23 protein-coding genes are annotated in these 21,208 nt (G+C 73.8%); 6 read left to right on the top strand and 17 right to left on the bottom strand.

What is annotated here, in order from left to right; translation table 11 throughout:
* Positions 1-29: 29 nt before the first annotated feature.
* Entirely contained in the window at positions 30-1,385 is a 1,356-nt protein-coding gene (locus tag FH609_RS09505; protein ID WP_139666907.1) for a class I SAM-dependent RNA methyltransferase, read from the bottom strand.
* A 197-nt stretch (positions 1,386-1,582) separates the two neighbouring features.
* Between FH609_RS09505 and FH609_RS09500 the strand changes: the two genes are divergently transcribed.
* Complete coding sequence (locus FH609_RS09500; protein ID WP_139666908.1) at positions 1,583-2,245, top strand: potassium channel family protein; 663 nt, start codon at positions 1,583-1,585, stop codon at positions 2,243-2,245.
* Positions 2,246-2,294: 49 nt separating this feature from the next.
* Complete coding sequence (locus FH609_RS09495; RefSeq protein WP_139666909.1) at positions 2,295-2,981, top strand: potassium channel family protein; 687 nt, start codon at positions 2,295-2,297, stop codon at positions 2,979-2,981.
* 24 nt (positions 2,982-3,005) lie between these two features.
* On the opposite strand, the gene FH609_RS09490 is transcribed toward FH609_RS09495, so the two are convergent.
* The 7 genes from FH609_RS09490 to dut all read right to left on the bottom strand — a co-directional run bounded on the left by FH609_RS09490 (position 3,006) and on the right by dut (position 9,252).
* Positions 3,006-3,818 (bottom strand): DUF3159 domain-containing protein, encoded by an 813-nt coding sequence (locus FH609_RS09490; RefSeq protein WP_226961525.1) that lies wholly within the window; start codon positions 3,816-3,818, stop codon positions 3,006-3,008.
* Positions 3,819-3,822: 4 nt separating this feature from the next.
* A complete protein-coding gene (locus FH609_RS09485) occupies positions 3,823-4,221 on the bottom strand; it encodes an OB-fold nucleic acid binding domain-containing protein (RefSeq protein WP_139666910.1) in 399 nt (132 codons plus the stop codon).
* Positions 4,222-4,250: 29 nt separating this feature from the next.
* Positions 4,251-4,931 (bottom strand): response regulator, encoded by a 681-nt coding sequence (locus FH609_RS09480; RefSeq protein WP_139666911.1) that lies wholly within the window; start codon positions 4,929-4,931, stop codon positions 4,251-4,253.
* Positions 4,909-7,482 carry an ATP-binding protein gene (locus tag FH609_RS09475; RefSeq protein WP_139666912.1) on the bottom strand — a complete coding sequence of 858 codons (2,574 nt, stop codon included), beginning with the start codon at positions 7,480-7,482 and terminating at the stop codon, positions 4,909-4,911. The genes FH609_RS09480 and FH609_RS09475 overlap by 23 nt, the downstream gene beginning before the upstream one ends.
* 57 nt (positions 7,483-7,539) lie before the next feature.
* Complete coding sequence (locus tag FH609_RS09470; protein ID WP_139666913.1) at positions 7,540-7,830, bottom strand: DUF6343 family protein; 291 nt, start codon at positions 7,828-7,830, stop codon at positions 7,540-7,542.
* A 146-nt stretch (positions 7,831-7,976) separates the two neighbouring features.
* Positions 7,977-8,741, bottom strand: coding sequence for a DUF3710 domain-containing protein (locus FH609_RS09465; protein WP_226961524.1), 765 nt, complete (start codon positions 8,739-8,741; stop codon positions 7,977-7,979).
* Position 8,742: 1 nt separating this feature from the next.
* On the bottom strand, positions 8,743-9,252 hold the full coding sequence (dut, locus tag FH609_RS09460) for a dUTP diphosphatase (protein ID WP_139666915.1): 510 nt from the start codon (positions 9,250-9,252) through the stop codon (positions 8,743-8,745).
* Between the two features lie 228 nt (positions 9,253-9,480).
* On the opposite strand from dut, the gene FH609_RS09455 reads away from it, so the two are divergent.
* Positions 9,481-9,933 (top strand): DUF3093 domain-containing protein, encoded by a 453-nt coding sequence (locus tag FH609_RS09455; RefSeq protein ID WP_139666916.1) that lies wholly within the window; start codon positions 9,481-9,483, stop codon positions 9,931-9,933.
* Between the two features lie 20 nt (positions 9,934-9,953).
* Here the strand turns inward: FH609_RS09455 and FH609_RS09450 are convergent, their stop codons facing one another.
* The 3 genes from FH609_RS09450 to FH609_RS09440 form a co-directional block, all read right to left on the bottom strand.
* Positions 9,954-10,253 carry a DUF4193 domain-containing protein gene (locus FH609_RS09450; protein WP_062214304.1) on the bottom strand — a complete coding sequence of 100 codons (300 nt, stop codon included), beginning with the start codon at positions 10,251-10,253 and terminating at the stop codon, positions 9,954-9,956.
* A 319-nt stretch (positions 10,254-10,572) separates the two neighbouring features.
* Positions 10,573-11,880 carry a sensor histidine kinase gene (locus FH609_RS09445; protein ID WP_139666917.1) on the bottom strand — a complete coding sequence of 436 codons (1,308 nt, stop codon included), beginning with the start codon at positions 11,878-11,880 and terminating at the stop codon, positions 10,573-10,575.
* A 6-nt stretch (positions 11,881-11,886) separates the two neighbouring features.
* A complete protein-coding gene (locus FH609_RS09440) occupies positions 11,887-12,540 on the bottom strand; it encodes a response regulator transcription factor (RefSeq protein WP_122182857.1) in 654 nt (217 codons plus the stop codon).
* A 320-nt stretch (positions 12,541-12,860) separates the two neighbouring features.
* Between FH609_RS09440 and FH609_RS30990 the strand changes: the two genes are divergently transcribed.
* On the top strand, positions 12,861-13,022 hold the full coding sequence (locus tag FH609_RS30990; protein ID WP_193317833.1) for a hypothetical protein: 162 nt from the start codon (positions 12,861-12,863) through the stop codon (positions 13,020-13,022).
* Positions 13,023-13,205: 183 nt separating this feature from the next.
* Here the strand turns inward: FH609_RS30990 and FH609_RS09435 are convergent, their stop codons facing one another.
* Together FH609_RS09435 and FH609_RS09430 are read right to left on the bottom strand one after the other, a co-directional pair.
* On the bottom strand, positions 13,206-14,054 hold the full coding sequence (locus FH609_RS09435; protein ID WP_139666918.1) for an inositol monophosphatase family protein: 849 nt from the start codon (positions 14,052-14,054) through the stop codon (positions 13,206-13,208).
* A 43-nt stretch (positions 14,055-14,097) separates the two neighbouring features.
* A complete protein-coding gene (locus tag FH609_RS09430) occupies positions 14,098-15,225 on the bottom strand; it encodes a ferrochelatase (RefSeq protein ID WP_139666919.1) in 1,128 nt (375 codons plus the stop codon).
* Between the two features lie 537 nt (positions 15,226-15,762).
* Here FH609_RS09430 and sepH point away from each other — a divergent pair.
* A complete protein-coding gene (gene sepH, locus FH609_RS09425; RefSeq protein WP_139666920.1) occupies positions 15,763-16,821 on the top strand; it encodes a septation protein SepH in 1,059 nt (352 codons plus the stop codon).
* 31 nt (positions 16,822-16,852) lie between these two features.
* On the opposite strand, the gene FH609_RS09420 is transcribed toward sepH, so the two are convergent.
* Positions 16,853-17,692, bottom strand: coding sequence for a sulfurtransferase (locus FH609_RS09420; protein ID WP_193317834.1), 840 nt, complete (start codon positions 17,690-17,692; stop codon positions 16,853-16,855).
* Positions 17,693-17,834: 142 nt separating this feature from the next.
* On the opposite strand from FH609_RS09420, the gene FH609_RS09415 reads away from it, so the two are divergent.
* On the top strand, positions 17,835-18,569 hold the full coding sequence (locus FH609_RS09415; RefSeq protein WP_405378890.1) for a VOC family protein: 735 nt from the start codon (positions 17,835-17,837) through the stop codon (positions 18,567-18,569).
* A 33-nt stretch (positions 18,570-18,602) separates the two neighbouring features.
* On the opposite strand, the gene FH609_RS09410 is transcribed toward FH609_RS09415, so the two are convergent.
* Genes FH609_RS09410 through FH609_RS31560 form a run of 3 tightly spaced genes read right to left on the bottom strand, consistent with a single transcriptional unit; the run spans position 18,603 to position 21,112 of the window.
* On the bottom strand, positions 18,603-19,280 hold the full coding sequence (locus FH609_RS09410) for a thymidine kinase (protein WP_139666923.1): 678 nt from the start codon (positions 19,278-19,280) through the stop codon (positions 18,603-18,605).
* A 15-nt stretch (positions 19,281-19,295) separates the two neighbouring features.
* Positions 19,296-20,525 (bottom strand): alkaline phosphatase family protein, encoded by a 1,230-nt coding sequence (locus FH609_RS09405; protein WP_226961555.1) that lies wholly within the window; start codon positions 20,523-20,525, stop codon positions 19,296-19,298.
* Complete coding sequence (locus tag FH609_RS31560; RefSeq protein ID WP_226961522.1) at positions 20,525-21,112, bottom strand: DUF5998 family protein; 588 nt, start codon at positions 21,110-21,112, stop codon at positions 20,525-20,527. The genes FH609_RS09405 and FH609_RS31560 overlap by 1 nt, the downstream gene beginning before the upstream one ends.
* Between the last annotated feature and the right edge of the window lie 96 nt (positions 21,113-21,208).

Below are 21,208 nucleotides of genomic sequence, written 5' to 3'. Positions count from 1 at the left end.
AGCTTCGAGCGGGCCGGGGCCGTTCCCCCTCAGTCCCGCCGCGCCACCGGCTGGAGGATCGCCACGCACTCCAGGTGGTGGGTCACCGGGAACAGGTCGAACGCCCGCATGAAGCGCGGCACATACCCGGCCCCGGCGAAGTGGCGCAGGTCGCGGGCGAGCGCCGCCGGGTCGCAGGCGACATACGCGATCCGGCGCGGCCCCAGCGCCGCGACCTGGCGGACCACCCCGCCGCCCGCGCCCGCCCTCGGCGGGTCGAGGACGACCAGGTCGGCCTCCGTGATGCCGGTCGCCGGCAGCACCCGGGCCACCGGCCCCTGCTCGACCCGCACCCGGGGATACTCCGCGAGGTTGTGCCGCGCGTCGCGCACCGCCCGGCCCGAGGCCTCGACGCCCAGCACCGCGCCCTTCTCGCCCAGCCGCTTCGCCAGCGCGCCGGCGAACAGGCCGACCCCGCAGTAGAGGTCGAGCGCCGTCTCGCCGCGCCGGGGGATCAGCCCGCGCATCACCGCGTCCACCAGCAGCTCGGCGGCCTTGGTGTGCCCCTGCCAGAAGCCGCCGCCGCTCACCCGCCAGGTGTGCTCGTCGGCCCGCTCCCGCACGAACGCCCGCCCGTGCACCCGGTGCAGCGGCGGCTCCCCGCCGCGCCCCTTCGTCGGCTCGGCCCGCATCACCGACACCGGCCGGTCCAACTCGACCAGCGGCAGCCGCCGTTCGGGCCGGGGCGTGAGCACCACCAGCCGGTCGTGGGAGCCGGTCGCGGCCGCCACGTCGACCGTGGCCATCCCCGGCCACTCCCGGCGTTCCACGCCCAGCTCCGAGACGCCATCGGCGGCGATCAGACAGCGGTCGACCGGCTCCACCTCGTGGGAACGGTGCCGACGCAGCCCCGCGCGCCCCTCCTCGTCCACCGCGTACTGCACCCGGGTCCGCCAGGCCGGCACCTCACCCGGCGCCACCTTGTCGCCGGGCGCCGGCTCCACCGTGCCGTCCCAGCCGGCCTCCTCCGGGGTCAGCCCGGCCAGCTGCGCCAGCTGCTCGGTCAGCACCTCGGCCTTCAACCGCCGCTGGGCGCCCGGCTTCACATGCTGCCAGTCACAGCCGCCACAGCGCCCCGGCCCCGAGAACGGGCAGGGCGCGGGCACCCGGTCCCGGCTCGCGCTCAGCACCCGCACCGCGTCCGCCCGCAGATAGCGCGCGTCCTGGCTGCCCTCGGTCACCCGGGCGACGACCCGCTCCCCCGGCAGGGTGTGCCGGACGAAGAGCACCCGCCCCTCCTCGGTCCTGGCCACGCAGTGCCCCCCGTGTGCGACGGGACCCACCTCGACCTCGTACTCCTGGCCGACCAGGGAGGCCGCCTTGCTGGACGCTGGTTCGGTGGCCATGGTGGTGCGGCTCCAGGGGTCTGGCACAACGGGTGCCGTGATGGCGGGAAACGGGCTGCGCGGCCGGCGAGAATCGGAAACGCGACAGCGGCCGTCAAGTCTACGGCCGCCCATGGCAGGCTTACGCCCACCGGGCCCGGGCCGCTCGCGGCGACGGATGCCGCCAGCCGGTAGCGTGGCCAGCGCGAAGGAGACCTATGCACATCGTGATCTTGGGCTGTGGCCGGGTCGGGGCGACCCTGGCGCACGAGCTGGAGGAGCGCGGGCACTCGGTCGCCGTCATCGACAAGGACCCGACGGCCTTCCGCCGCCTCGGCTCCCAGTTCGCCGGCCGCCGCGTGACCGGTCTCGGCTTCGACCGGGACACCCTGGTCGAGGCCGGCCTGCCGGAGGCGGGGGCCTTCGCCGCCGTCAGCAGCGGCGACAACTCCAACATCATCGCGGCCCGGGTGGCCCGCGAGGTGTTCGGCGTGCGCCATGTCACGGCCCGCATCTACGACTCGCGCCGGGCCGAGGTCTACGAGCGGTTCGGCATCCCGACCGTCGCCAGCGTCCGGTGGACCGCCGACCAGATGGTGCGCCGCCTGCTGCCCTCGGGCGCCGAGCCGCTGTGGCGCGACCCGACCGGCGAGGTGCTGCTGTCGGAGGTGACCCTCGCGCCGTCCTGGATGGGCCACAGGGTCAGCCGCTTCCAGGAGGCGACGGGCGCGCGGGTCGCGTTCCTGACCCGGCTGGGCGAGGCCGCCCTGCCGACGGCCGGCATGGTGCTCCAGGAGGGCGACCTGGTGCAGGTGTTGATGTACCGGGACCAGGTCGCCGACGTGGAGGCGGCCTGCGTGCGCGGGCCCGAGCCCCGGTGAACGGGAGGAGGCCCGGGGCGCCGGGCGCGACGACGAGGGAGGCGGCCGGATGCGCGTCGTGATCGCGGGAGCGGGAGCGGTGGGCCGCTCGGTGGCCGCCGAGCTGCTGGAGAACGGGCACGAGGTCCTGCTGATCGACAAGGACCCGACCAAGGTCTCCGTCGAGCGGGTGCCGGAGGCGGAGTGGCTGCTGGCCGACGCCTGCGAGATCACCAGCCTCGACGAGGCCGCGCTGGAGCGCTGCCAGGTGGTGATCGCCGCCAGCGGCGACGACAAGGTCAACCTGGTGGTCTCGCTCCTCGCCAAGACGGAGTACGGCGTCCCCCGGGTGGTCGCCCGGGTCAACCACCCGGCCAACGAATGGCTCTTCAACGACGCCTGGGGCGTCGACGTCGCCGTCTCCACGCCCCGGCTGATGTCGGCGCTGGTGGAGGAGGCCGTCAGCGTCGGGGACCTGGTCCGGCTGATGCGGTTCAGCCAGGGCGAGGCCAACCTGGTGGAGCTGACCCTCCCCGAGGGCGCCGCCCTGGCCGGCACCAGGGTCGGCGAGGTGGCCTGGCCGCAGGACACCGCGCTGGTCACCATCATCCGGGGCAGCCGGGTGATGGTCCCCGACCCGGACGACGCGCTGGCCGCCGGGGACGAGCTGCTGTTCGTCGCCGCCGGCAGCCAGGAGGCCGAGCTGGAGCGGCTGTTGACCGTCCGGCCGCAGGAGAAGCCGCAGCGGAAGCCGTGAGGGGGGAACGGCGGCGGCGGGCGCTCAGCCCTCGGTGCCGGCGCTGGGCAGCGGGTCCTGCCCCGAGCGCCGGGCCGCCGGCTCGCAGCGTCCGTCCGGCTCGCCCTCGTCCCCTGGGGCCGGCGACGCGGCGCCGCCGCCGTCCTTCGCGGCCTCCTTCGCCGCCTCGCGGGCCTCCCACTCGGCGATCACATCGATCGGCGCCGGCGCCTTCACCAGGATGATCCAGGTGAAGTAGACCGCGATCAGGAACGGCGGGATGCCCAACGCGACGCGCAGCCAGCCCAGTTGGGTGGCGTCGCCCCAGAAGTAGATCGGGAAGGTGATCGCGGACTTGGCCAGCAGGATGCCGCCCCAGACATAGCTGGACTTCACATAGGCCCGCTTGCGGCCCGGGTTCCTGGTGCGCCAGGAGAGGTTCTCCCGGAAGATCGGGCCGAGCAGCAGCCCCAGCAGCGGCCAGCCGACCGCAGCGCTCAGCAGGTAGGCGACGCTCAGGCAGAGCGTGTAGACCATGCCGGGCAGGTAGAAGTTCTTCGCGTCGCCCGAGATCATCGCGAAGGCCGCGCCGAAGGCGACGCCGAAGACCCCGCTGAGCGCGTGCTTGACGCTGTCCCGCCGCACCAGCCGGGCGACGGCCATCGCGGCGGAGAGGCTTACCGCGCCGATCGCCGACGGGTTGATCTCCCGGGTGATGGTGAAGATCAACACGAAGACCAGCCCCGGCACGGTGGTCTCCACCATCCCGCGCACCCCGCCGAAGGCTTCGAAGAACGCCTCCCTGGTGGCGGCCTCGTCCGGCGTCTGGTCGGCGGTGCGGTTGTCAGGTGAGGTCACCCGGCTACTCCTGTCCACGGGCCTGAAGTTGGTATCGGGGATTGAACAGCACCGCCTTGCCGTCTGTCACGGCGATCCGCCCGGAGGCGACCATCTCGCGGCCCGGTTCCACCCCGGCTATCGCCCGCCTGCCCAACCACACCACGTGCAACGAGGCGCTGCCGTCGTCCAGCCTGGCCTCCAGCGCCGGCATCCCGGCCACGCTCCGCTCCCGCACCTCCCGCAGGGTGCCGGTGACCCGCACCACCGGGCGGCCGGCGGCCCTCGCGCAGTCGCCGATCCTGGTGCAGGGCGCGGCGGCGGGGTCCGCCGCCAGGTCCTCGCCGGGCTCGCCCGCCCCGGGGCGACCCAGCAGGCGCCACAGGCGCCCGCCGCGCTTTGCCGCGCGGCCATCCGCAGTCATGCCTTCAGCGTAACGTGGCCCCCCGACACTCACGGCTCGAAGCGGTAACCCATCCCCGCCTCGGTGACCAGATGGCGCGGGTGCGCCGGGTCGGCCTCCAGCTTCCGGCGCAGCTGCGCCATGTAGACCCGCAGGTAGTTGGTCTCCGTCAGATGGGTGGGGCCCCAGACCTCCAGCAGCAGCTGCTTGTGACTGACCAGCTTCCCGCTGTTGCGGATGAGGACCTCCAGCAGGTGCCACTCGGTGGGCGTCAGCCGCACGTCGTGCCCCTCGCGCTGCACCTTCCTCGCCGCGAGGTCCACGGTGAAGCCGCCCGTCTCCACCACCGGCTCCTGCTCGACGGCCACCGGGTCGAGCCGGCGCACGGCCGCCCGCAGCCGGGCCAGCAGCTCGTCCATCCCGAAGGGCTTGGTGACGTAGTCGTCGGCGCCGGCGTCCAGCGCCTTCACCTTCTCGTCGGACGTCTGCCGCGCGGAGAGCACGATGATCGGCGTCCTGGTCCAGCCCCGCACGCGGGTGATGACCTGCACCCCGTCCATGTCGGGCAGGCCGAGGTCGAGGATGATCACGTCGGGGTGACTGGCGGCCGCCACCCGCAGCGCGGTCGAACCGTCGGCCGCCGTGTCCACCTGGTAGCCGCGCGCCTTGAGGTTGATCACCAACGCGCGGAGAATCTGCGGCTCGTCATCAACCACGAGCACCCGGTGCATGGGCTGTCGTTCCTTCCGGTTCGGCCGCCGCGACCCTCGCGGTCGGCAGGGTGAGCACCATCGTCAGCCCGCCGCCGGGGGTGTCCTCGGCGTCCAGCGTGCCGTGCATGGCCTCGGTGAATCCGCGGGCGACGGCCAGGCCCAGGCCGACCCCGTTGCCCCTGGGGGTGTCGCCGTGGCGCTGGAACGGCTCGAAGATCCGCCCCCGGTGGCTGGCGGGAACGCCGGGCCCCCGGTCCACCACGCGCAGTTCGACCCGGTTGCCCAGGGTGCTGGCCCGCACCAGCACCCGCTGGTCCTCGGGGCTGTACTTGACGGCGTTCTCCACCACGTTGGCCACCGCCCGCTCCAGCAGCCCGGGGTCGGCGGCGACGAACGGCAGCGACTCCGGTATGTCCAGCACCACGCTGTCCTCGGCGATGCCGCCGAGCGCGCCCGGCACCACCTCGTCCAGGTCGATCTCCCGGATCAGCGGCTCCACGGTGCCGGTCTGGAGGCGCGACATGTCCAGCAGGTTCCCGACGAGCTGGTCGAGGCGGTCGGCGCCCTCCTCGATGCTCTCCAGCAGGTCGGCCTCGTCCTCGGGCGACCACGCCACGTCGTCGGAGCGGAGCGAGGAGACGCTGGCCTTGATCGCGGCCAGCGGGGTGCGCAGGTCGTGCGAGACGGCGGCCAGCAGCGCGGTGCGGATGCGGTTGCCCTCGGCCAGCTTGTGGGCGCGCACCGCCTCCTCCTTCAGGCGCTGCCGGTCCAGGATCGCGGCGGCCTGCGCGGCGAACGCGGCCAGCATCCGCCGGTCCTCGGCCGGCAGCACCCGCCCGGTCAGCGCCAGCATGGTGTGGTCGCCGACCGGCACGTCCACATCGGCGTCCGTGGGCACCTGCGGCGGGCACACGTCGTCCCGGGCGGCGACGCTGCCGACGCAGGACCAGCGGCGGTCCTCGCCGCCGCGCTGGAGCAGCGCGGCGGCGTCCATGCCGAAGGTCTCCCTGGCCCGCTCCAGCAGCGCCGCCAGGGTGTCCTCGCCCCGCAGCACGCTGCCGGCCAGCAGCGTCAACGTCTCCGACTCGGCGCGCAGCCGCGCGGCCTGCTGGGTGCGCCGCGCCGAGCGGTCCACGACGGTGGCGACGGAGGTCGCTATGGCGAAGAAGACCACGATGGCGACGATGCTGTGCCCCTCCGCGATGGTCCACTGGCCGACCGGGTTGGCGAAGTAGTAGTTCAACAGCAGCGAGCCGACGGCCGCCGAGACCAGGCCCGGCAGGAAGCCGCCGGTCAGCGCCGCCAGCACCGTGAACGACAGGCACAGCAGCACGTCGCTGGAGAACTCGGCGCCCGGCTCGGGCGCGTCCAGCAGCGCCGCCAGCAGCACGGGCCCGCCCAGGCCCAGCAGCCAGCCGGTGAGCACCCTGGCCCGGCCCAGCCGCGCGCCGTGCGCGGCGGGCAGCCCCCGGCCCTTGGCGACCTCGTCGTGGGTCACCAGGTGCACGTCCAGGTCAGGCCCCGCCTCCCTGGCGACCGTCGCGCCGACGCCGGGGCCGAAGACGTACTGCCACGGCTTGCGGCGGCTGGAGCCCAGCACGATCTGGTTGGCGTTGGCGGCCCTGGCGAAGTCCAGCAGCGCCGTGGGCACGTCCTCGCCGATCACATGGTGGAACGTGCCGCCCAGCTCCTCCACCAGGGTCCGCTGGTCGGCCAGCTCCCTGGGCGAGGCCGAACTGAGCCGCCCGGAACGGGAGATGTAAACGGCGAGGATCTCGGCGCCCGAACTCTTGGCCGCCATCCGGGCCGCCCGCCGCAGCAGGGTGCTGCCCTCGGGGCCGCCGGTGAGCCCGACGACGATCCGCTCCCGCGCGTGCCAGGTGGACCGTATGCCGTGCTCGGTGCGGTAGCGCCGCAGGTAGTCGTCCACCCGGTCGGCCGTCCACAGCAGCGCCAGCTCGCGGAGCGCGGTGAGGTTGCCCGGCCGGAAGTAGTGCGAGAGCGCGGCGTCGATCGTGTCCGGGGCGTAGATGTTGCCGTGCGCCAGCCGGCGCCGCAGCGCCTCGGGGGTGATGTCGACCAGCTCGATCTGCTCGGCGCTGCGCACCACCTCGTCCGGGACGGTCTCGCGCTGTTCGACGCCGGTGATGGACTCCACCACGTCGCCGAGCGAGGCGAGGTCCTGGATGTTGACCGTGGAGATGACGTCGATCCCGGCGGCCAACAGCTCCTCGATGTCCTCCCAGCGCTTCTCGTGCCGGGCGCCCGGTGCGTTGGTGTGGGCCAGCTCGTCCACCAGCGCCACGGCCGGGCGGCGGCGCAGCACGGCCTCGGTGTCCATCTCGGTGACCGCCGCCGTCCCGTCCCCGCCCGCCAGCCGCAGCCGGGGCACCTGCTCAAGTCCCTCGAGCAGGGCGACCGTTCGGGGCCGGCCGTGGTGCTCGACCAGGCCGATCACCAGGTCGGTGCCGCGTTCGACCCTTCGGTGCGCCTCCGAGAGCATGGCGTAGGTCTTGCCGACCCCGGGGGCCGCCCCGAGATAGATCCGTAGTTCACCACGGCGTGACATGGACCCATTGTCGTCGCTTTCGCGGGGCCCCCGTCCCCCCGCCGTCCGCCGCCCCGGTCAGCGGTCGCGTTCGGCGGGGCGCCGGGCCGCCCGCCGGCGGCGGCGCACCACGACCACCAGGTCGATCAGCGCGAGAACGGCGGCGACCGCGCAGATCAGGGTGATCACCCGCAGGGCGTCCGGGCCGACGGCGTCGCCCGGCTCGGCCCGCCCCCACCAGACGCCGAACACCACGGCGCCGGCGACGAAGAGCGGGGTGAAGATGACCGACAGGAGCAGCCGCAGCCGCAGCGCGCTGAGCGCCGTGATCGGCTCGGTGCCGGTGCGGGCGTGCCGTGCTCTGCTCATGGGCGGCCTCCGGAACGGACGGACCGCGCCCGGGTACCCGCGCGGCCCGGCCGTCACACCGGCGCCGCCGACCACGGCGACGGCGCGGGCCCCGAACGCCGGGGCCCGCGCCGATGCGGTGGTGTCAGCGGTGGTTCAGCCGCGGTTCAGCGGACCTCGGAGATCTCCGGGCCGCGCCGCAGCTTGTCCAGGCCGCCGGCGAACCGGGAGACCTGCGCCTCGTCGCCCGAGGCGGCCTGCTCCTTCTTGACGCCGTCCGGCACCATCTGGGCGTCGTCGGGGAGCTTCAGGACGATCGGGTCCCTGGGCGCCATCGGTCCCTCGCCGCGCACCACGACCGTGTCCTGGAAGATCTGCTCCAGCAGCCCGGCGGTCTTCGGCTGCACCGCGCCCTGCCCGGAGATCACCCCGCGCAGGAACCAGCGGGGGCCGTCCACGCCGACGAAGCGCACCACCTGGGTGCCCTGCTTGCCGTCGGGCAGCTTGACGGGCACCCGGGCCCGCAGCTCCCAGCCGAGCGGGCCCTCGATCTCCTCGATCGCGCCGCCCTGCCCGGTGATGCCGCTGGCGATCTCCTCGCGCACCTCGGCCCAGATGCCCTCGCGCCGGGGCGCGGCGAAGGCCTGGAGCTGCACCGCACTGTCCTTGAGCACCACGGTGGCGGCGACGATCGCGTCGCCGGCCACCTCGACCCGAAGCTCCATGCCCTGGACGCCGGGAACGAAGAGCCCGCCGAGGTCCACCCGGCCCTCGGCCGGCTTGGACACCTCGCTCACGTCCCAGGGGCCGTCGGGGCGCGGTGCCGGCTCCAGCCTGACCCGGCGCACCTCGTCCTCGTCCGGAGTCTCGTCGGCGGTCGCCTCGACCGCGTCCTCGGGCTTTGCGTCTCGCTTGCGACGACGTCCGAACACGTCACTGTCCTTTCCGGTCGGCGGCCCCGCCGGGACCGACCGCAGCATAGGAGTTCCCGGCGTCGGCGTGCCCCCCGGTGGAGCCGAAGCCCCCGGTGGACCGCGCCGATCCCGGCAGCTCCGCGACCTCGTGGAACCGCACCGTCTCCACCCGCTGGACGACAAGCTGGGCGATGCGGTCGAATCGCTGGAACCGCACGCTCTGACGTGGGTCCAGATTGATCAGAATGACCTTGATCTCTCCACGGTACCCGGCGTCGATCGTGCCGGGAGCGTTCACCATCGAAACCCCGCAGCGGGCCGCGAGCCCGGAGCGGGGGTGTGCGAACGCCGCGTACCCGTCGGGCAGGGCGATGGAAACCCCGGTCGGCAGCACGATCCGCTCCCCCGGCGCCAGTTCGGCCGGCTCGGTGGTGACCAGATCGACCCCGGCGTCCCCCGGATGCGCCCGGGATGGCAGGGGCACCTCGGGGTCGAGCCTGCGCAGCAGCACGTCCAGCGGGCGGCTCATCGGGCCACCTCCCGACGGGCGCGCGCCGACCGCCGCGCGGGGGCCGACCGCCGCGCGGAGAAGGGGAAACGGGGGCAGGAAGCCGAGGGAACGCCGGCGCCGGAACCGGCGAGGGGCTTGGGCCTCGGGCCGGGCCCGGTGGGCCTCGGAAGGGTCAGGACCGCACTCACGATGCAGACCCTACCGCCGCCGGGCGGGCCGGGAGGCGAGCCTGCGATGCTTGGGCCCATGAAGGCGTATGACGAGCGACTGACCGTCCCCGCGACCTGGTGGCTGATGGCCCTGATGAGCGTGCTGCTGCTCGGCGTCGCGCTGGTGCCGCTGGGGCCGGTGCCCCTGCTGGGCGGGATGGCCGCCGGTGGCGCCCTCGTCGGCATGGCGTTGAGCGCGTACGGCGGCGCCCGGATTCGGGTGACGGCCGGCTCCCTGGTGGCGGGGGACGCCCGCATCCCCCTCGAAGCGCTGGGCGAGGCCCGGGCGCTCAACGCCGATGAGGCGCGCGCCTGGCGCACCCATCGTGCGGATGCCCGGGCTCATATGGTGCTGCGGGCGTACATTCCCACGGCGGTGCGGGTCGAGGTGACCGATCCCCAGGACCCCACGCCCTATCTCTACCTCTCGACCCGTCGTCCTGAGCGGCTCGCCGCCGCACTGGCCGCCGCCCGCCCGGACGCGGTGTAGCCGCCGGTCCGGGCGGGGACTCAGGCCGCGCAGTCCCGGCAGATCGGCTGGCCGTCCTTCTCGTCGGCCAGCTGGGACCTGTGGTGGACCAGGAAGCAGCTCATGCAGGTGAACTCGTCCGCCTGCCGGGGCAGCACCCGGACCGACAGCTCCTCGTTGGACAGGTCGGCGCCCGGCAGCTCCAGGCCCTCCGCCTGCTCGAACTCGTCGACGTCGACCGTCGAGGCGGACTTGTCGTTCCGCCGGGCCTTCAGCTCCTCGATGCTGTCCTCGTTGACATCGTCGTCGGTCTTGCGTGGAGTGTCGTAGTCGGTTGCCATTTCGTTCTCCCCCTCCGGGTGTCTGTGATGTCTCAGCGCACGTAACGCGCGAGGGGTCGGGATTTGTGCCCGACCCGAGGCGGAGATTTTGCCTCACATCAAGTGCTGTTACTCAATCGACACCCAACCGAACGCCTGAAGAGGTGATCATTACGGCTGCCGATCGGGCCGTGGACCGGTCACAACGCCCGTCCCGGCCGGTGCCCGCGCCGCTAGCGCGGCGTGCGTATGCGATTGATCACATCCCCTTCTTTCCCGTCCCAGGGCCCTGTCAGACCGCTGTGCGGACCACACATCGGCCCGGACCGCAGGCCGGACCTCACACCGGAACGGTCACCCGCATCACGAGTCCGCCGCCCTCGCGCGGAACGGCCTGAACATAGCCGCCGTGAGCGCGTGCCACGGACCGCACGATGGAGAGGCCGAGCCCGACGCCCTTGTCGCTTCCGGTGCGCTCGGTGCGTAGCCGCCGAAAAGGCTCAAACATGTTGTCGATCTCGTAGGCGGGTACCACCGGCCCCGTATTCTCCACCACGAGGAGGGCCTGTCCCGACCTGGCCTCCGTATCGACGCGTACCCAGCCGTCCGATGGCAGGTTGTACCGGATCGCGTTCTGCACCAGGTTGAGGGCGATCCGCTCCAGGAGTACCCCGTTCCCCTGAACCCAGACCTGCTCGCGGTTGCCGGACAGCGCGACGCCCCGGGACGCCGCCTCGCCCCGGCTCTGCTCGACGGCCTGGCCGGCGACCTCCGCCAGGTCGACGGGCTTGTGGTCGATGATCTCGTTCTCGCTGCGGGCCAGCAGCAGCAGGCCCTCGACGAGCTGCTCGCTGCGCTCGTTGGTGGCCAGCAGGGTCTTGCCCAGCTGGGTCAGCTCGGGCGATGCCTCCGGGTCGGAGAGCTGCACCTCCAGCAGGGTGCGGTTGATGGCCAGCGGGGTGCGCAGCTCGTGGGAGGCGTTGGCGACGAAGCGCTGCTGGGCGGTGAAGGCGCGGTCCAGCCGGTCCAGCATCTCGTCGAAGGTGTCGGCCAGCTCCTTGAACTCGTCGTCGGGGCCGTCGAGTTCGATCCTGCGGTGCAGGTCGGAGCCGGCGACCTGGCGGGCGGTGCGGGTGATCCGACCCAGCGGCGAGAGCACCCGGCCGGCCATCACATAGCCGAAGGCGAACGCCGCGACGGCCAGCCCGAGCAGCGCCAGCAGCGAGTTGCTCAGCAGCTGGTCCAGCGCCATGGAGCGCTGCACGCCGTAGCACTCGGACAGCCAGCTCTCGAACGCGGCGGCGCTGACCCGGCCGGTGATCCCCGGGCAGATGTCCGAGTTGATCGTGACCTCGGTGCTGCTGGTGAACTCGAACGGCGGCCGGCTGCCCCGGTCCAGGGCGCGGGCGGCCAGCAGGTAGATGATCGTCAGCAGCACCACGCCGGCGATCAGGAACATCCCGCCGTAGAGCAGGGTCAGCCTGATCCGGATGGTGGGCCGGAACCAGCTGCGGTGCTGGTCGGCGTCGCCCGGGTCCCACTGGGGCTTGGGCGGGGCGGCCACCCGGGACGGCGGGCGGCCACCCGGGGGGCCCGGCGGCCTGGCGGGCTTCGGTGGTCTGGGGGGCTTGGGCGGGAAGGAGACCATGGCGCCTCAGATCCGGTATCCGGCGCCCGGCACGGTGGTGATCACCGGCGGCTCGCCGAGCTTGCGGCGGAGCGTCATCACCGTGACCCGCACGACGTTGGTGAACGGGTCGGTGTTCTCGTCCCAGGCCTTCTCCAGCAGTTGCTCGGCGGAGACCACGGCGCCGTCCCCCCGCATCAGCACCTCCAGCACGGCGAACTCCTTGGGCGCCAGCTGGATCGGGCGCCCGGCGCGGAAGACCTCGCGGCGGTTGGGGTCAAGCGTGATGCCGGCCCGCTCCAGCACCGGCGGCAGCGGCGCGGTGGCGCGGCGGCCCAGGGCCCGGACGCGGGCGATCAGCTCGGTGAAGGCGAACGGCTTGGGCAGGTAGTCGTCGGCGCCGATCTCCAGCCCCTCGACCCGGTCGCTCACATCGCCGGAGGCCGTCAGCATCAGCACCCGGGTCGGCAGCCCGGCGGCCACGATGTGCCGGCAGACGTCGTCCCCGTGCACCAGCGGCAGGTCGCGGTCGAGCACCACGACGTCGTACTCGTTGATGTCGACGCGCTCCAGCGCCGCCTCGCCGTCGTACACCACGTCCACGGCCATGGCCTGCCTCCGCAGCCCGGTGGCCACCGCGTCCGCGAGCAACCGCTCGTCCTCGACGACGAGTACGCGCACGTCCGTCCCTCTCTGTGGGTCGCTGTGGGGTCACCCGATCACCCGGGTCGGCTGACCGCGTGCCACCATCCTGCCCGCAACCCGCGTAAGCCGGTGGTAAACGGGACGGCCGCGCCCCTCGGGCGGCGTGCCGGCGAGATTGGGCCGGTGAGGAAGGTTTTGCGGTCGGGCCAGCCGGGGAGTAGCCCTCCACACCCCGTGACCATCCCGCGAAGGCGGCAAGCCATCCCCCCGCGCTGCCGACCCGCTGTGGGACCGCTGTGGTCGCACCCACCCGCGGCACTTCCCCGGTGCCGCCATGAGAGCCGAGGGGGCGCACCTTGGACGCGTTCACCGCTGACATCCTTCAGCGCATCGAGAACACCCAGTCCGATCTGCACCGCGCTCGTGAAGCGGGAGACCTGTTCACCATGGACGTGGAGCAGGCCGAGCTGGACGACCTGCGACGACTGGCCGAGGAGCACGGCGTCCAGGTCTGTTGACCGACCACCGACCACGCATCGACCACGGCGGGGCGTCGGGAGGGAAGCCTCCTGACGCCCCCCACGTATGTCCGGGCGGTGACGGGACGCGCCCGGAACGGTCTCGCGATCCACGTGATCGCCGCCGCCGGGAAGCCGCGCCGACCGCTTCCGCTTCTTCCGGGGCCGCGTCCGCGACCCTGCTCAGCCCCCGGCGTCAGTCATCTCGTCGTGCCAGGCGCCCCACTCGTCGAGGAGCGGTTGGAGGGCGGCGAAGACGCCGGGGCTGGCGGCCACCGTGAGGTCGCCGTCGGGCCGCTGCCCGACCCGGCCGCCGGTCAGCGCGCCGGCCTCGCGGGCGATCAGGTCGCCGGCGGCCAGGTCCCAGGGCATCAGGCCGCGTTCGTAGTAGCCGTCCAGCCGGCCGCCGGCCACGTCGGCGAGGTCGATGGCGGCCGAGCCCGAGCGGCGGATGTCCCGCACCCGGGGGATCAGCCGCGTCGCGAGCGCCGCCTGGGCGGTGCGCACGGTGGCCACGTAGTTGAAGCCGGTGGCGATCAGCGCCTGGTCCAGCGGCGGGCTGGGACGCGTCGTCATGGGCTGGGGCAGGCCGGTCGCGGTGATCCGCCGGGCGCCGCCACCCAGCGTGGCCTGGTAGCTCTCGCCGCGCATCGGCGCCTCGACGACGGCGGCCACCACCCGGCCCTCGACCTCGGCGGCGATGGAGACGGCCCACTGGGGCAGCCCGTAGAGGTAGTTGACGGTGCCGTCCAGCGGGTCGATGACCCAGCGCACCCCGCTGGTGCCGGCCCGTTCGCCGCCCTCCTCGCCAAGCACCCCGTCCTCGGGGCGGCGCTCGGTGAGGAAGTCGATGATCAGCCGCTCGGCCGCCACGTCCATCTCGGTGACGACGTCGATCGGGCTGGACTTGGTCGCGGCCACGCCCAGGTCGGCCGGCCGGCCGTCGCGCAGCAGGGTGCCGGCCCGGCGCGCGGCCTCAGCGGCCAGCTCCAACAGGGCGGCCGCCAACGCGGGTTCGGGGTGCTCGGACACGGGGACTCCTCGGAGGGTCGAACTCAACGGCGGGTGGGCGGGGTCACGCGAAGGGGCTGTCGGCGCCGGCCGCCGCCGGCTTGGCCACCCGGCCCGCGCAGCAGCCGACGGGGCAGACGTCGTGGCTGGGGCCGCGTCCGCCCAGCGCCCTGCGCTCGGGCCGCTCGCCGCGCTCGGTCGCGGCGCGCTCCAGGACCAGTTCGCGCAGCGCGGCGACGAAGCGCGGGTGGGCGCCCACGGTGGGCGACCTGACGGCCAGCAGGCCCAGTTCCTCGGCGGTGGCCAGCGCCTCGGTGTCCAGGTCGAAGCGGACCTCCATGTGGTCGGAGACGAAGCCGACCGGAACGAGCACCACCGCCCGTTCGCCCTTGGCGTGCAGCTCCCGCAGCCGGTCGTTGACGTCGGGCTCCAGCCAGGGGATGCGGGGGGAGCCGCTGCGGGACTGGTAGACCAGCTCCCACTCGCGGGGCACGCCGGTGGCCTCCGCGACGCGTTCGGCCACCACCCGGGCGGCGTCCAGGTGTTGGGCGACATAGGCGCCGCCGGGGCCGTGCCCGGCGGGCGGGCCCGAGACGTCGGCGGCCGAGTCGGGGATCGAGTGGGTGGTGAACACCAGCCGCGCGCCGGCGCGTTCCCCGGACGGGAGGCGCTGGAGCGACTCCAGCACGCCCTCGGCGACCGTCTCCAGGAAGCCGGGGTGGTTGTAGTACAGCCGCAGCTTGTCCACCCGGGGCAGCTCCAGGCCCTCGTCCCGCAGCGTGGCGAGCGCGCCGGCCAGGTCCTCGCGGTACTGGCGGCAGCCGGAGTAGGAGGCGTAGGCGCTGGTCACCAGCGCCAGCACCCGACGCCTGCCGTCGGCCACCAACTGGCGCAGGGTGTCGGTCAGATAGGGCGCCCAGTTGCGGTTGCCCCAGTAGAGCGGGAGGTCGACGCCGTGCGCGGCGAAGTCGTCGGCGAGGGCGGTCAGCAGCGTGCGGTTCTGTTCGTTGATCGGGCTGACCCCGCCGAAGAGGTGGTAGTGGGCGCCGACCTCGGCCAGCCGTTCGCGGGGGATGCCCCGACCGCGCGTCACGTTCTCCAGGAACGGCAGGACGTCGTCGGGGCCCTCGGGGCCGCCGAAGGAGAGCAGGAGCAGGGCGTCATAGGGCTGGGCAGCGAGCACACCTTCCATGGCAGCGATCCTGCCACTAGACCGAGTCCGGTCGGCGGGCCGGGCGCCGGTGTCTGACCCGCCGGTCCCCCACCGAACAGATCACCCCCGGGTGCCGGGGCCCGCTCCGCCCCCGGGGCAGTCTTTACCTCGACTTCCACCATTCGCCCCAACCTGCACACTGTTCACACCGGACCTTCGGATGGCGCCGGCGGGCGGGCGAGAACGCCCCGAATTGGGGAACCTTGGGGAGTTCTGTGATGCTTGCTGCCTGAACCTCCACCGGATGGTCGGGTCAACTCCCTTACCGGTGGAGAAGTTCGACCGCGTGGCAGCCCACCCCGTGGTCCCGATGGAGTAGTGTGACCACACCCGGCCTTGGCCCGGTTTGCCCCATGCGGAGAAGGTGCGCCCGCGCCGGTCACCGCACGTGGCAAAGTCGCGACTGTGCCATAACATCGGCGCCAGACCCTGGCCCGACACGCCGGGCAGGTCGGCAAGGTTGTGGCGGGCTGCGCCCGGGCAAGTCACACTCGTCTGGCAGGAGCAGCGACGTACGTGACGTCGGCAGGCACCACCCGGGAGGTCCTCGTGCCCGAACTGCGTGTCGTGGCCGTGAGCAATGACGGCACACGCCTGGTGCTGAAGGCTGCCGACAACACGGAATACACCCTTCCGATCGACGAGCGGCTGCGCGCCGCCGTGCGCAACGACCGCGCGCGGCTCGGTCAGATCGAGATCGAGGTGGAGAACCACCTCCGCCCCCGCGACATCCAGGCGCGGATACGAGCCGGCGCGACGGCCGAGGAGGTCGCCCAGTTCGCCGGCATCCCCGTCGACCGGGTGCGCCGGTTCGAGGGCCCGGTTCTGGCCGAGCGCGCGTTCATGGCGGAGCGGGCCCGCAAGACGGCGGTGCGCCGGCCCGGCGAGACGGCCGGGCCGCAGCTGGGCGAAGCCGTCGCGGAGCGGCTGATGCTGCGCGGCGCCGACAAGGACGCGGTGCGCTGGGACTCCTGGCGTCGGGACGACGGCACCTGGGAGGTGCTGCTGGTCTACCGGGTCGCCGGCGAGACGCACTCGGCGAGCTGGATGTACGACCCGCCGCGCCGGCTGGTGCAGGCCGTGGACGACGAGGCCAGGTCGCTGCTGGGCGAGACGGACGACACGCCCGAGCCCAGCACCCCGTTCGTGCCGAGGATCGCGCGGCTGCCCCGGGAGAACGAGCGGCCCGCGCCCCGGGCCGCCTCCGACTCGGCGCCCCGCGTGGACAACGACACGGACTCGCTGACCAGCCTGCTGGAGGCGGTGCCGAGCTTCCGAGGCGACCTCGTCGTTCCGGAGTCGCCGGCCCCGGCGGCCGGCGCCGTGGACGAGCCCGAGGTCGACGAGCCGGTCGAGGAGGCGCCGCCGGCCAGGGGCCCGGCGGCCGCCGCCGGCAGCGCCGGCTCGACGTACGCGGACGTGCTGATGCCGCGCTCGGTGGGCGGCCACCGGGACCGGCTGACGGGGAACACCGACCGCCAGGCCGAGGCCGACGGGGTGCGCCCCGGCCGCCGCGCGGCGGTGCCGAGTTGGGACGAGATCGTCTTCGGCACCCGCCGCAAGAAGAAGGACTGACGGCCCCTCCGGGCTGGGCGGGCCGGCCCGCTCAGCCCGGCTCCGGGCCCCTGGCGACGGGGCGCCCCGGCCGGGCGGTCCACTCGCTCCACGAGCCCGGGTAGAGCGCGGCGGTCACGCCCGCCACGTCCAGCGCCCACACCTGGTGCGCCGCCGAGACCCCCGAGCCGCAGTAGACGCCGACCTCGGCCTGGGGGGTCACGCCCAACGCGGCGAAGCGGTCGTTCAGTTCGGCCGGCGAGCGCAGCAGCCCGTCGGGGCCGACGTTGTCGGTGGTCGGCGCGGAGCGGGCGCCGGGGATGTGGCCCGCCACCGGGTCGATCGGCTCCACCTCGCCCCGGTAGCGCTCCCCCGCCCGCGCGTCCAGCAGCACCCCGCGCCGGGCCAGCGCGGCGGCGCCGTCGGCGTCCAGCACCGGCAGCCCGCCGGGCGCCGGCACGAAGTCGCCCTCGGCGGGCGCCGGTTCTCCCGTGGTCAAAGGACCGGTCCAGGCCGCGAGGCCGCCGTCCAGCACCCGCACGTCCCCGTGGCCGGCCCAGCGCAGCAGCCACCAGGCGCGGGCGGCGGCCCAGCCGTCGCCGGCGTCGTAGACCACCACGGGGCGGCCCAGCGACACACCGGCCCGGCGCATCGCCGCGCCGAAGACCTCCGGGTCGGGCAGCGGGTGCCGCCCGGCTTCCCCCGGCGGGCCGGCCAACTCGCGGTCCAGGTCCACATAGACGGCGCCCGGCAGATGGCCCGTCAGATACTCGGGGTGTCCCGGTGGGCCGCCGAGGCGCCAGCGCACGTCGAGCAGCACGGGCCGTTCGGGCGGTGAAGTTCCGGGGGCGGTGAGGGCGGCGAGGTCCGCGGCCGGGATGATCGCTGTCATGGCGCCCATTGTCCCCGCGTGCGGGGGAGACTTTTTCGGTGCGCGAAGGGGCAGGGGTGTGGATGGGTATCGAGGAGGGAGCAGGATGACCGAGGCAGCAGCGAGTCCCCCGACATCAGGGACACACCGCTGGGTGAGTCTGATGGTCCGTGACGTGTCGGTCGCTCAACGGTTCTACGGTGAGCTGTTCGGCTGGGAGTTCGACGCCGGGCCGGCCCAGCTGGGCCCCTACGTCAGGGCGCTGCGCGACGGCCACCCGGTGGCCGGTCTTGGGGAGTTGGCGTCCGGGGTGCGGAGCACGGCGGTCTCCTGGCTGCCGTACATCGCCACCGAGGACGTGGACGCGACGGCCGGCACGATCCGCGAGTGTGGCGGGACGGTGGCGGTGGGTCCGATCGAGGTGGACCAGGTGGGACGCCTGGCCATCGCCTCGGACGTCAACGGGGCGGTGTTCGGCCTGTGGCAGGGCGGGCCCCGCCGGAGCCGGCCGTTCTACGGGCCGGCCGGCACCCCGGAGTGGAACGAGCTGATCACCGCCGACACCTCGGTGGTGAGCAAGTTCTACAGCAATGTCCTCGGGTACGAGGCGGTCCCCGAGCCGGCCCTGCCCGAGGAGATGGACTATCTGACGCTCAGGCTGAACGGGCGTCCGGTGGCCAGCATCAGGGGCGTCGGCGCGCGGGCGCTGCCGCCCGACCGTGGTCCGCACTGGCAGACGTACTTCTCCGTGCCGGACGTGGACCAGGCGCTGCGCGACGTCGAGCGGCTGGGCGGGCGGGCGTTGAGCGCGCCCGAGGTCTCGCCGTTCGGCCGGTGGGCCAAGGCGGCCGACCCCGAGGGCGGGATCTTCGCGGTCGTCCGCCCGCCGGGTCGCTGACCGTCGGGCCGTTGACCGTCGGCCGGCGCGGGCTCAGCGATGCTGCCGGGGTACTCCTTCCGTGGGAAGCACCTCGGGCGAGAGTTGACCCGCGCCGGCCGTGGCGGCCGTGAGGCGTCTGCGGTGGTGGCGGCGGCACAGCACCTCGTATCCGACCTCGCCCCTGGCGCCGTCGGGGCCGGTCGCGACGTCGCCGACCACCACCTGGGCGCCCTCCACGACCATCCGGCCGCCGACCGTGCGGGCGTTGTGGGTGGCGCGCGCCCCGCACCAGCAGAGCGCCTCGACCTGGAGGACCTCGACCCGGTCGGCCAACTCGATCAGCCGCTGGGAGCCGGGGAAGAGCCGGGTGCGGAAGTCGGTGGTGATGCCGAAGGCGTAGACGTCGATGCCCAGGTCGTCGACGACGCGGGCGAGTTGGTCGACCTGGGTGGGCGAGAGGAACTGCGCCTCGTCGGCGATCACGTAGTCGACCCGGCCGCCTGCGGTCAGATGGCGCACCAGATGGGCGTGGAAGTCGAAGTCCTCGTCCGTCTCCGTGGCCTCGGCGACCAGGCCGAGGCGCGAGGAGATCCGACCGGCGCCGGCGCGGTCGTCGCGGGTGAAGATCATGCCCAGCAGGCCGCGCGCGGAGCGGTTGTGCTGGATCTGTAGGGCGAGGGTGCTCTTCCCACAGTCCATCGTGCCGGAGAAGAAGGCGAGTTCAGCCAAGGGAACGGCTCCAGGTCAGGTGCGGACTTCCAGCAGCGGTACCAGCTGCTCTGCGGGGGTCAGGGAGCCGTGCATCCCGATCAGGGCCGACTCCCTGGGCTCGGACTCGCTGGCGATCACCGCCGCGACGCCCGTCATCGCCACCACCACGTCCCCGATCCGGGGGCGGACGCGGGCGGCGACCTCCTCGCCTGGCGGGCCGAACCAGCCCAGCTCCACGGCCTCGTCCCGGGTGACGACCCAGGCGTCCTCGGCGAGGACCTCGCGCCAGACGGCGTGCACGTCGGAGGCGGCGCCCGGCACCGCGTAGAGGTGGCGGGCCCGGCCTTCCCCGCCGAGCTGGGCGACGCCGGCGCGCAACTCCCAGTCGTGGTCGAAGTCGAACCTGGCCTCCTCGGTGACCGGGACGTCGATCATCCCGTGGTCGCCGGTGACGTAGAGGGCGGCGCGCGACGGGAGTTGCTCGGCCAGCCGCCGAGCCAGGCCGTCGACGAGGGCCAGTTGCTCGCGCCAGGCGTCGGAGTCCACGCCGAACCGGTGTCCGGCCGCGTCCAGCTCGGCGTAGTACGTGTAGACCAGGGTGCGGCCGGCCTCGCCCAGCCGGCGGGCGGCCACGTCGATCCGCTCCTCGACGTGGGAGCGGCCCAGGAAGGCACCGCCGGAGAGGGCGACCCGGGTGAGCGGGGTGCGCTCGAAGTGCGGCGCCGAGACCTGGCAGGTGGCGACGCCGGCCGCGTCGGCGCGGCGGAAGAGCGTGGGGTGCGGCTGCCAGCGGCCCGGGTCCGTCCAGGGCTCCCAGCGCAGCTGGTTCATCAGGGCGCCGCTGCCCGGGTCCAGCACCCGGTAGCCGGCCAGGCCGTGCGCGCCGGGCGGCAGCCCGGTGCCGAGCGAGGCGAGCGAGGTGGCGGTGGTGGAGGGGAAGCCCACGGTGATGGGCGCGCCGGCGCCGGCCCTGGAGGTCGGCAGCAGCGAGCTGAGGAACGGGGCCAGCTCGGCGTGGGCGTGCAACTGCTCCCAGCCGAGGCCGTCGACCAGGAAGACGCAGACCCGGTCGGCCGGCGGCAGGGCGAAGTCGGGCCGGCCGCCCGGGACATCGAGGCCGGCGAGCACGGCGGGCAGCACGTCGGCGAGCGATCCGGTGCCGTAGCGGGGGGCCGGGGCCTGCCGTGGGTCGAGGGGGCTCGGCGGCTCGGGCCAGTCGCCGGGAGGGGAGCTTGACGCCTGGCCGCCGTCGGGCCTGGGGATCACCTGCCGGACACCGCGGTCGCCTCGGAGAGCGCCTGCGCGAACTCCAGCGCCTGCCGCACCGTCTCCGGGCCGTCGCCGGCCTCGCTCACCCGCAGCGACAGGTCGTCGGCCGTGGTGGAGCCCGTGTAGCCGTGGTCGGCCTCGCAGTTGGGGTCGCCGCAGTTGGCCGGCTCCATGTCGATCCGGGAGACGGCGCCCCAGCCGATGGTGAGCACCACCTCGCGCGGCAGGGTGCCGGGGACGTAGGACTGCGGGTCGGCGACCACCCGGCTGAGCACCACCGAGGAGATCCGGCTGAGCTTGACCGACTCGGTGGAGGTGGTGGCGTAGGGCGTCGGGGCGTTGCCCTCGGCGGGCTGCTCGTCGGTGTGGCTGACGATGAAGCGGGTGCCCGTGAGCACCAGCACCGTGGCGTGCCGGCGGACCTCGTTGCTGTCGAAGGTCGTCTCCTGATGGACCAGGAAGGAGGCGACGGGCTCCCGCCCCACGGCGGCCTCCACCGCCTCCGCGACGAGCGCTGGGTAGTAACCGCTGCGCTCGATCGCCTCCCGCAGCCCCTGGGACGTGGTACCGGTCTTCGCCATGGGCCCATCCTAAGGGGCGAGTCCGACAGCGCAGGGGGCGCTCGGCGGGGAAATCCGCACGCTGGGTGGGTTCTTCCCGGCCGCGCCGGCGGCGCC

Source organism: Streptomyces sp. 3MP-14, from assembly GCF_006334905.2.
In the GTDB taxonomy this organism is placed as follows: domain Bacteria; phylum Actinomycetota; class Actinomycetes; order Streptomycetales; family Streptomycetaceae; genus Streptomyces; species Streptomyces triticirhizae.
Note: the sequence above shows the minus strand (reverse complement) of the source record. Positions and strands in the feature narration are given on the sequence as shown.

Excerpts from the sequence above, each read along its gene's own strand:
- FH609_RS09430 (WP_139666919.1), bottom strand. The coding sequence starts at position 15,225 with ATGGAAGGTGTGCTCGCTGCCCAGCCCTATGACGCCCTGCTCCTGCTC.
- FH609_RS09415 (WP_405378890.1), top strand. The coding sequence starts at position 17,835 with ATGGTCCGTGACGTGTCGGTCGCTCAACGGTTCTACGGTGAGCTGTTC.
- FH609_RS09495 (WP_139666909.1), top strand. The coding sequence starts at position 2,295 with ATGCGCGTCGTGATCGCGGGAGCGGGAGCGGTGGGCCGCTCGGTGGCC.
- FH609_RS09455 (WP_139666916.1), top strand. The coding sequence starts at position 9,481 with ATGAAGGCGTATGACGAGCGACTGACCGTCCCCGCGACCTGGTGGCTG.
- FH609_RS09445 (WP_139666917.1), bottom strand. The coding sequence starts at position 11,880 with ATGGTCTCCTTCCCGCCCAAGCCCCCCAGACCACCGAAGCCCGCCAGG.
- FH609_RS09475 (WP_139666912.1), bottom strand. The coding sequence starts at position 7,482 with ATGTCACGCCGTGGTGAACTACGGATCTATCTCGGGGCGGCCCCCGGG.
- FH609_RS09420 (WP_193317834.1), bottom strand. The coding sequence starts at position 17,692 with ATGACAGCGATCATCCCGGCCGCGGACCTCGCCGCCCTCACCGCCCCC.
- FH609_RS09470 (WP_139666913.1), bottom strand. The coding sequence starts at position 7,830 with ATGAGCAGAGCACGGCACGCCCGCACCGGCACCGAGCCGATCACGGCG.
- FH609_RS09505 (WP_139666907.1), bottom strand. The coding sequence starts at position 1,385 with ATGGCCACCGAACCAGCGTCCAGCAAGGCGGCCTCCCTGGTCGGCCAG.
- FH609_RS09485 (WP_139666910.1), bottom strand. The coding sequence starts at position 4,221 with ATGACTGCGGATGGCCGCGCGGCAAAGCGCGGCGGGCGCCTGTGGCGC.
- FH609_RS09480 (WP_139666911.1), bottom strand. The coding sequence starts at position 4,931 with ATGCACCGGGTGCTCGTGGTTGATGACGAGCCGCAGATTCTCCGCGCG.
- FH609_RS09500 (WP_139666908.1), top strand. The coding sequence starts at position 1,583 with ATGCACATCGTGATCTTGGGCTGTGGCCGGGTCGGGGCGACCCTGGCG.
- FH609_RS09450 (WP_062214304.1), bottom strand. The coding sequence starts at position 10,253 with ATGGCAACCGACTACGACACTCCACGCAAGACCGACGACGATGTCAAC.
- dut (WP_139666915.1), bottom strand. The coding sequence starts at position 9,252 with ATGAGCCGCCCGCTGGACGTGCTGCTGCGCAGGCTCGACCCCGAGGTG.
- FH609_RS31560 (WP_226961522.1), bottom strand. The coding sequence starts at position 21,112 with ATGGCGAAGACCGGTACCACGTCCCAGGGGCTGCGGGAGGCGATCGAG.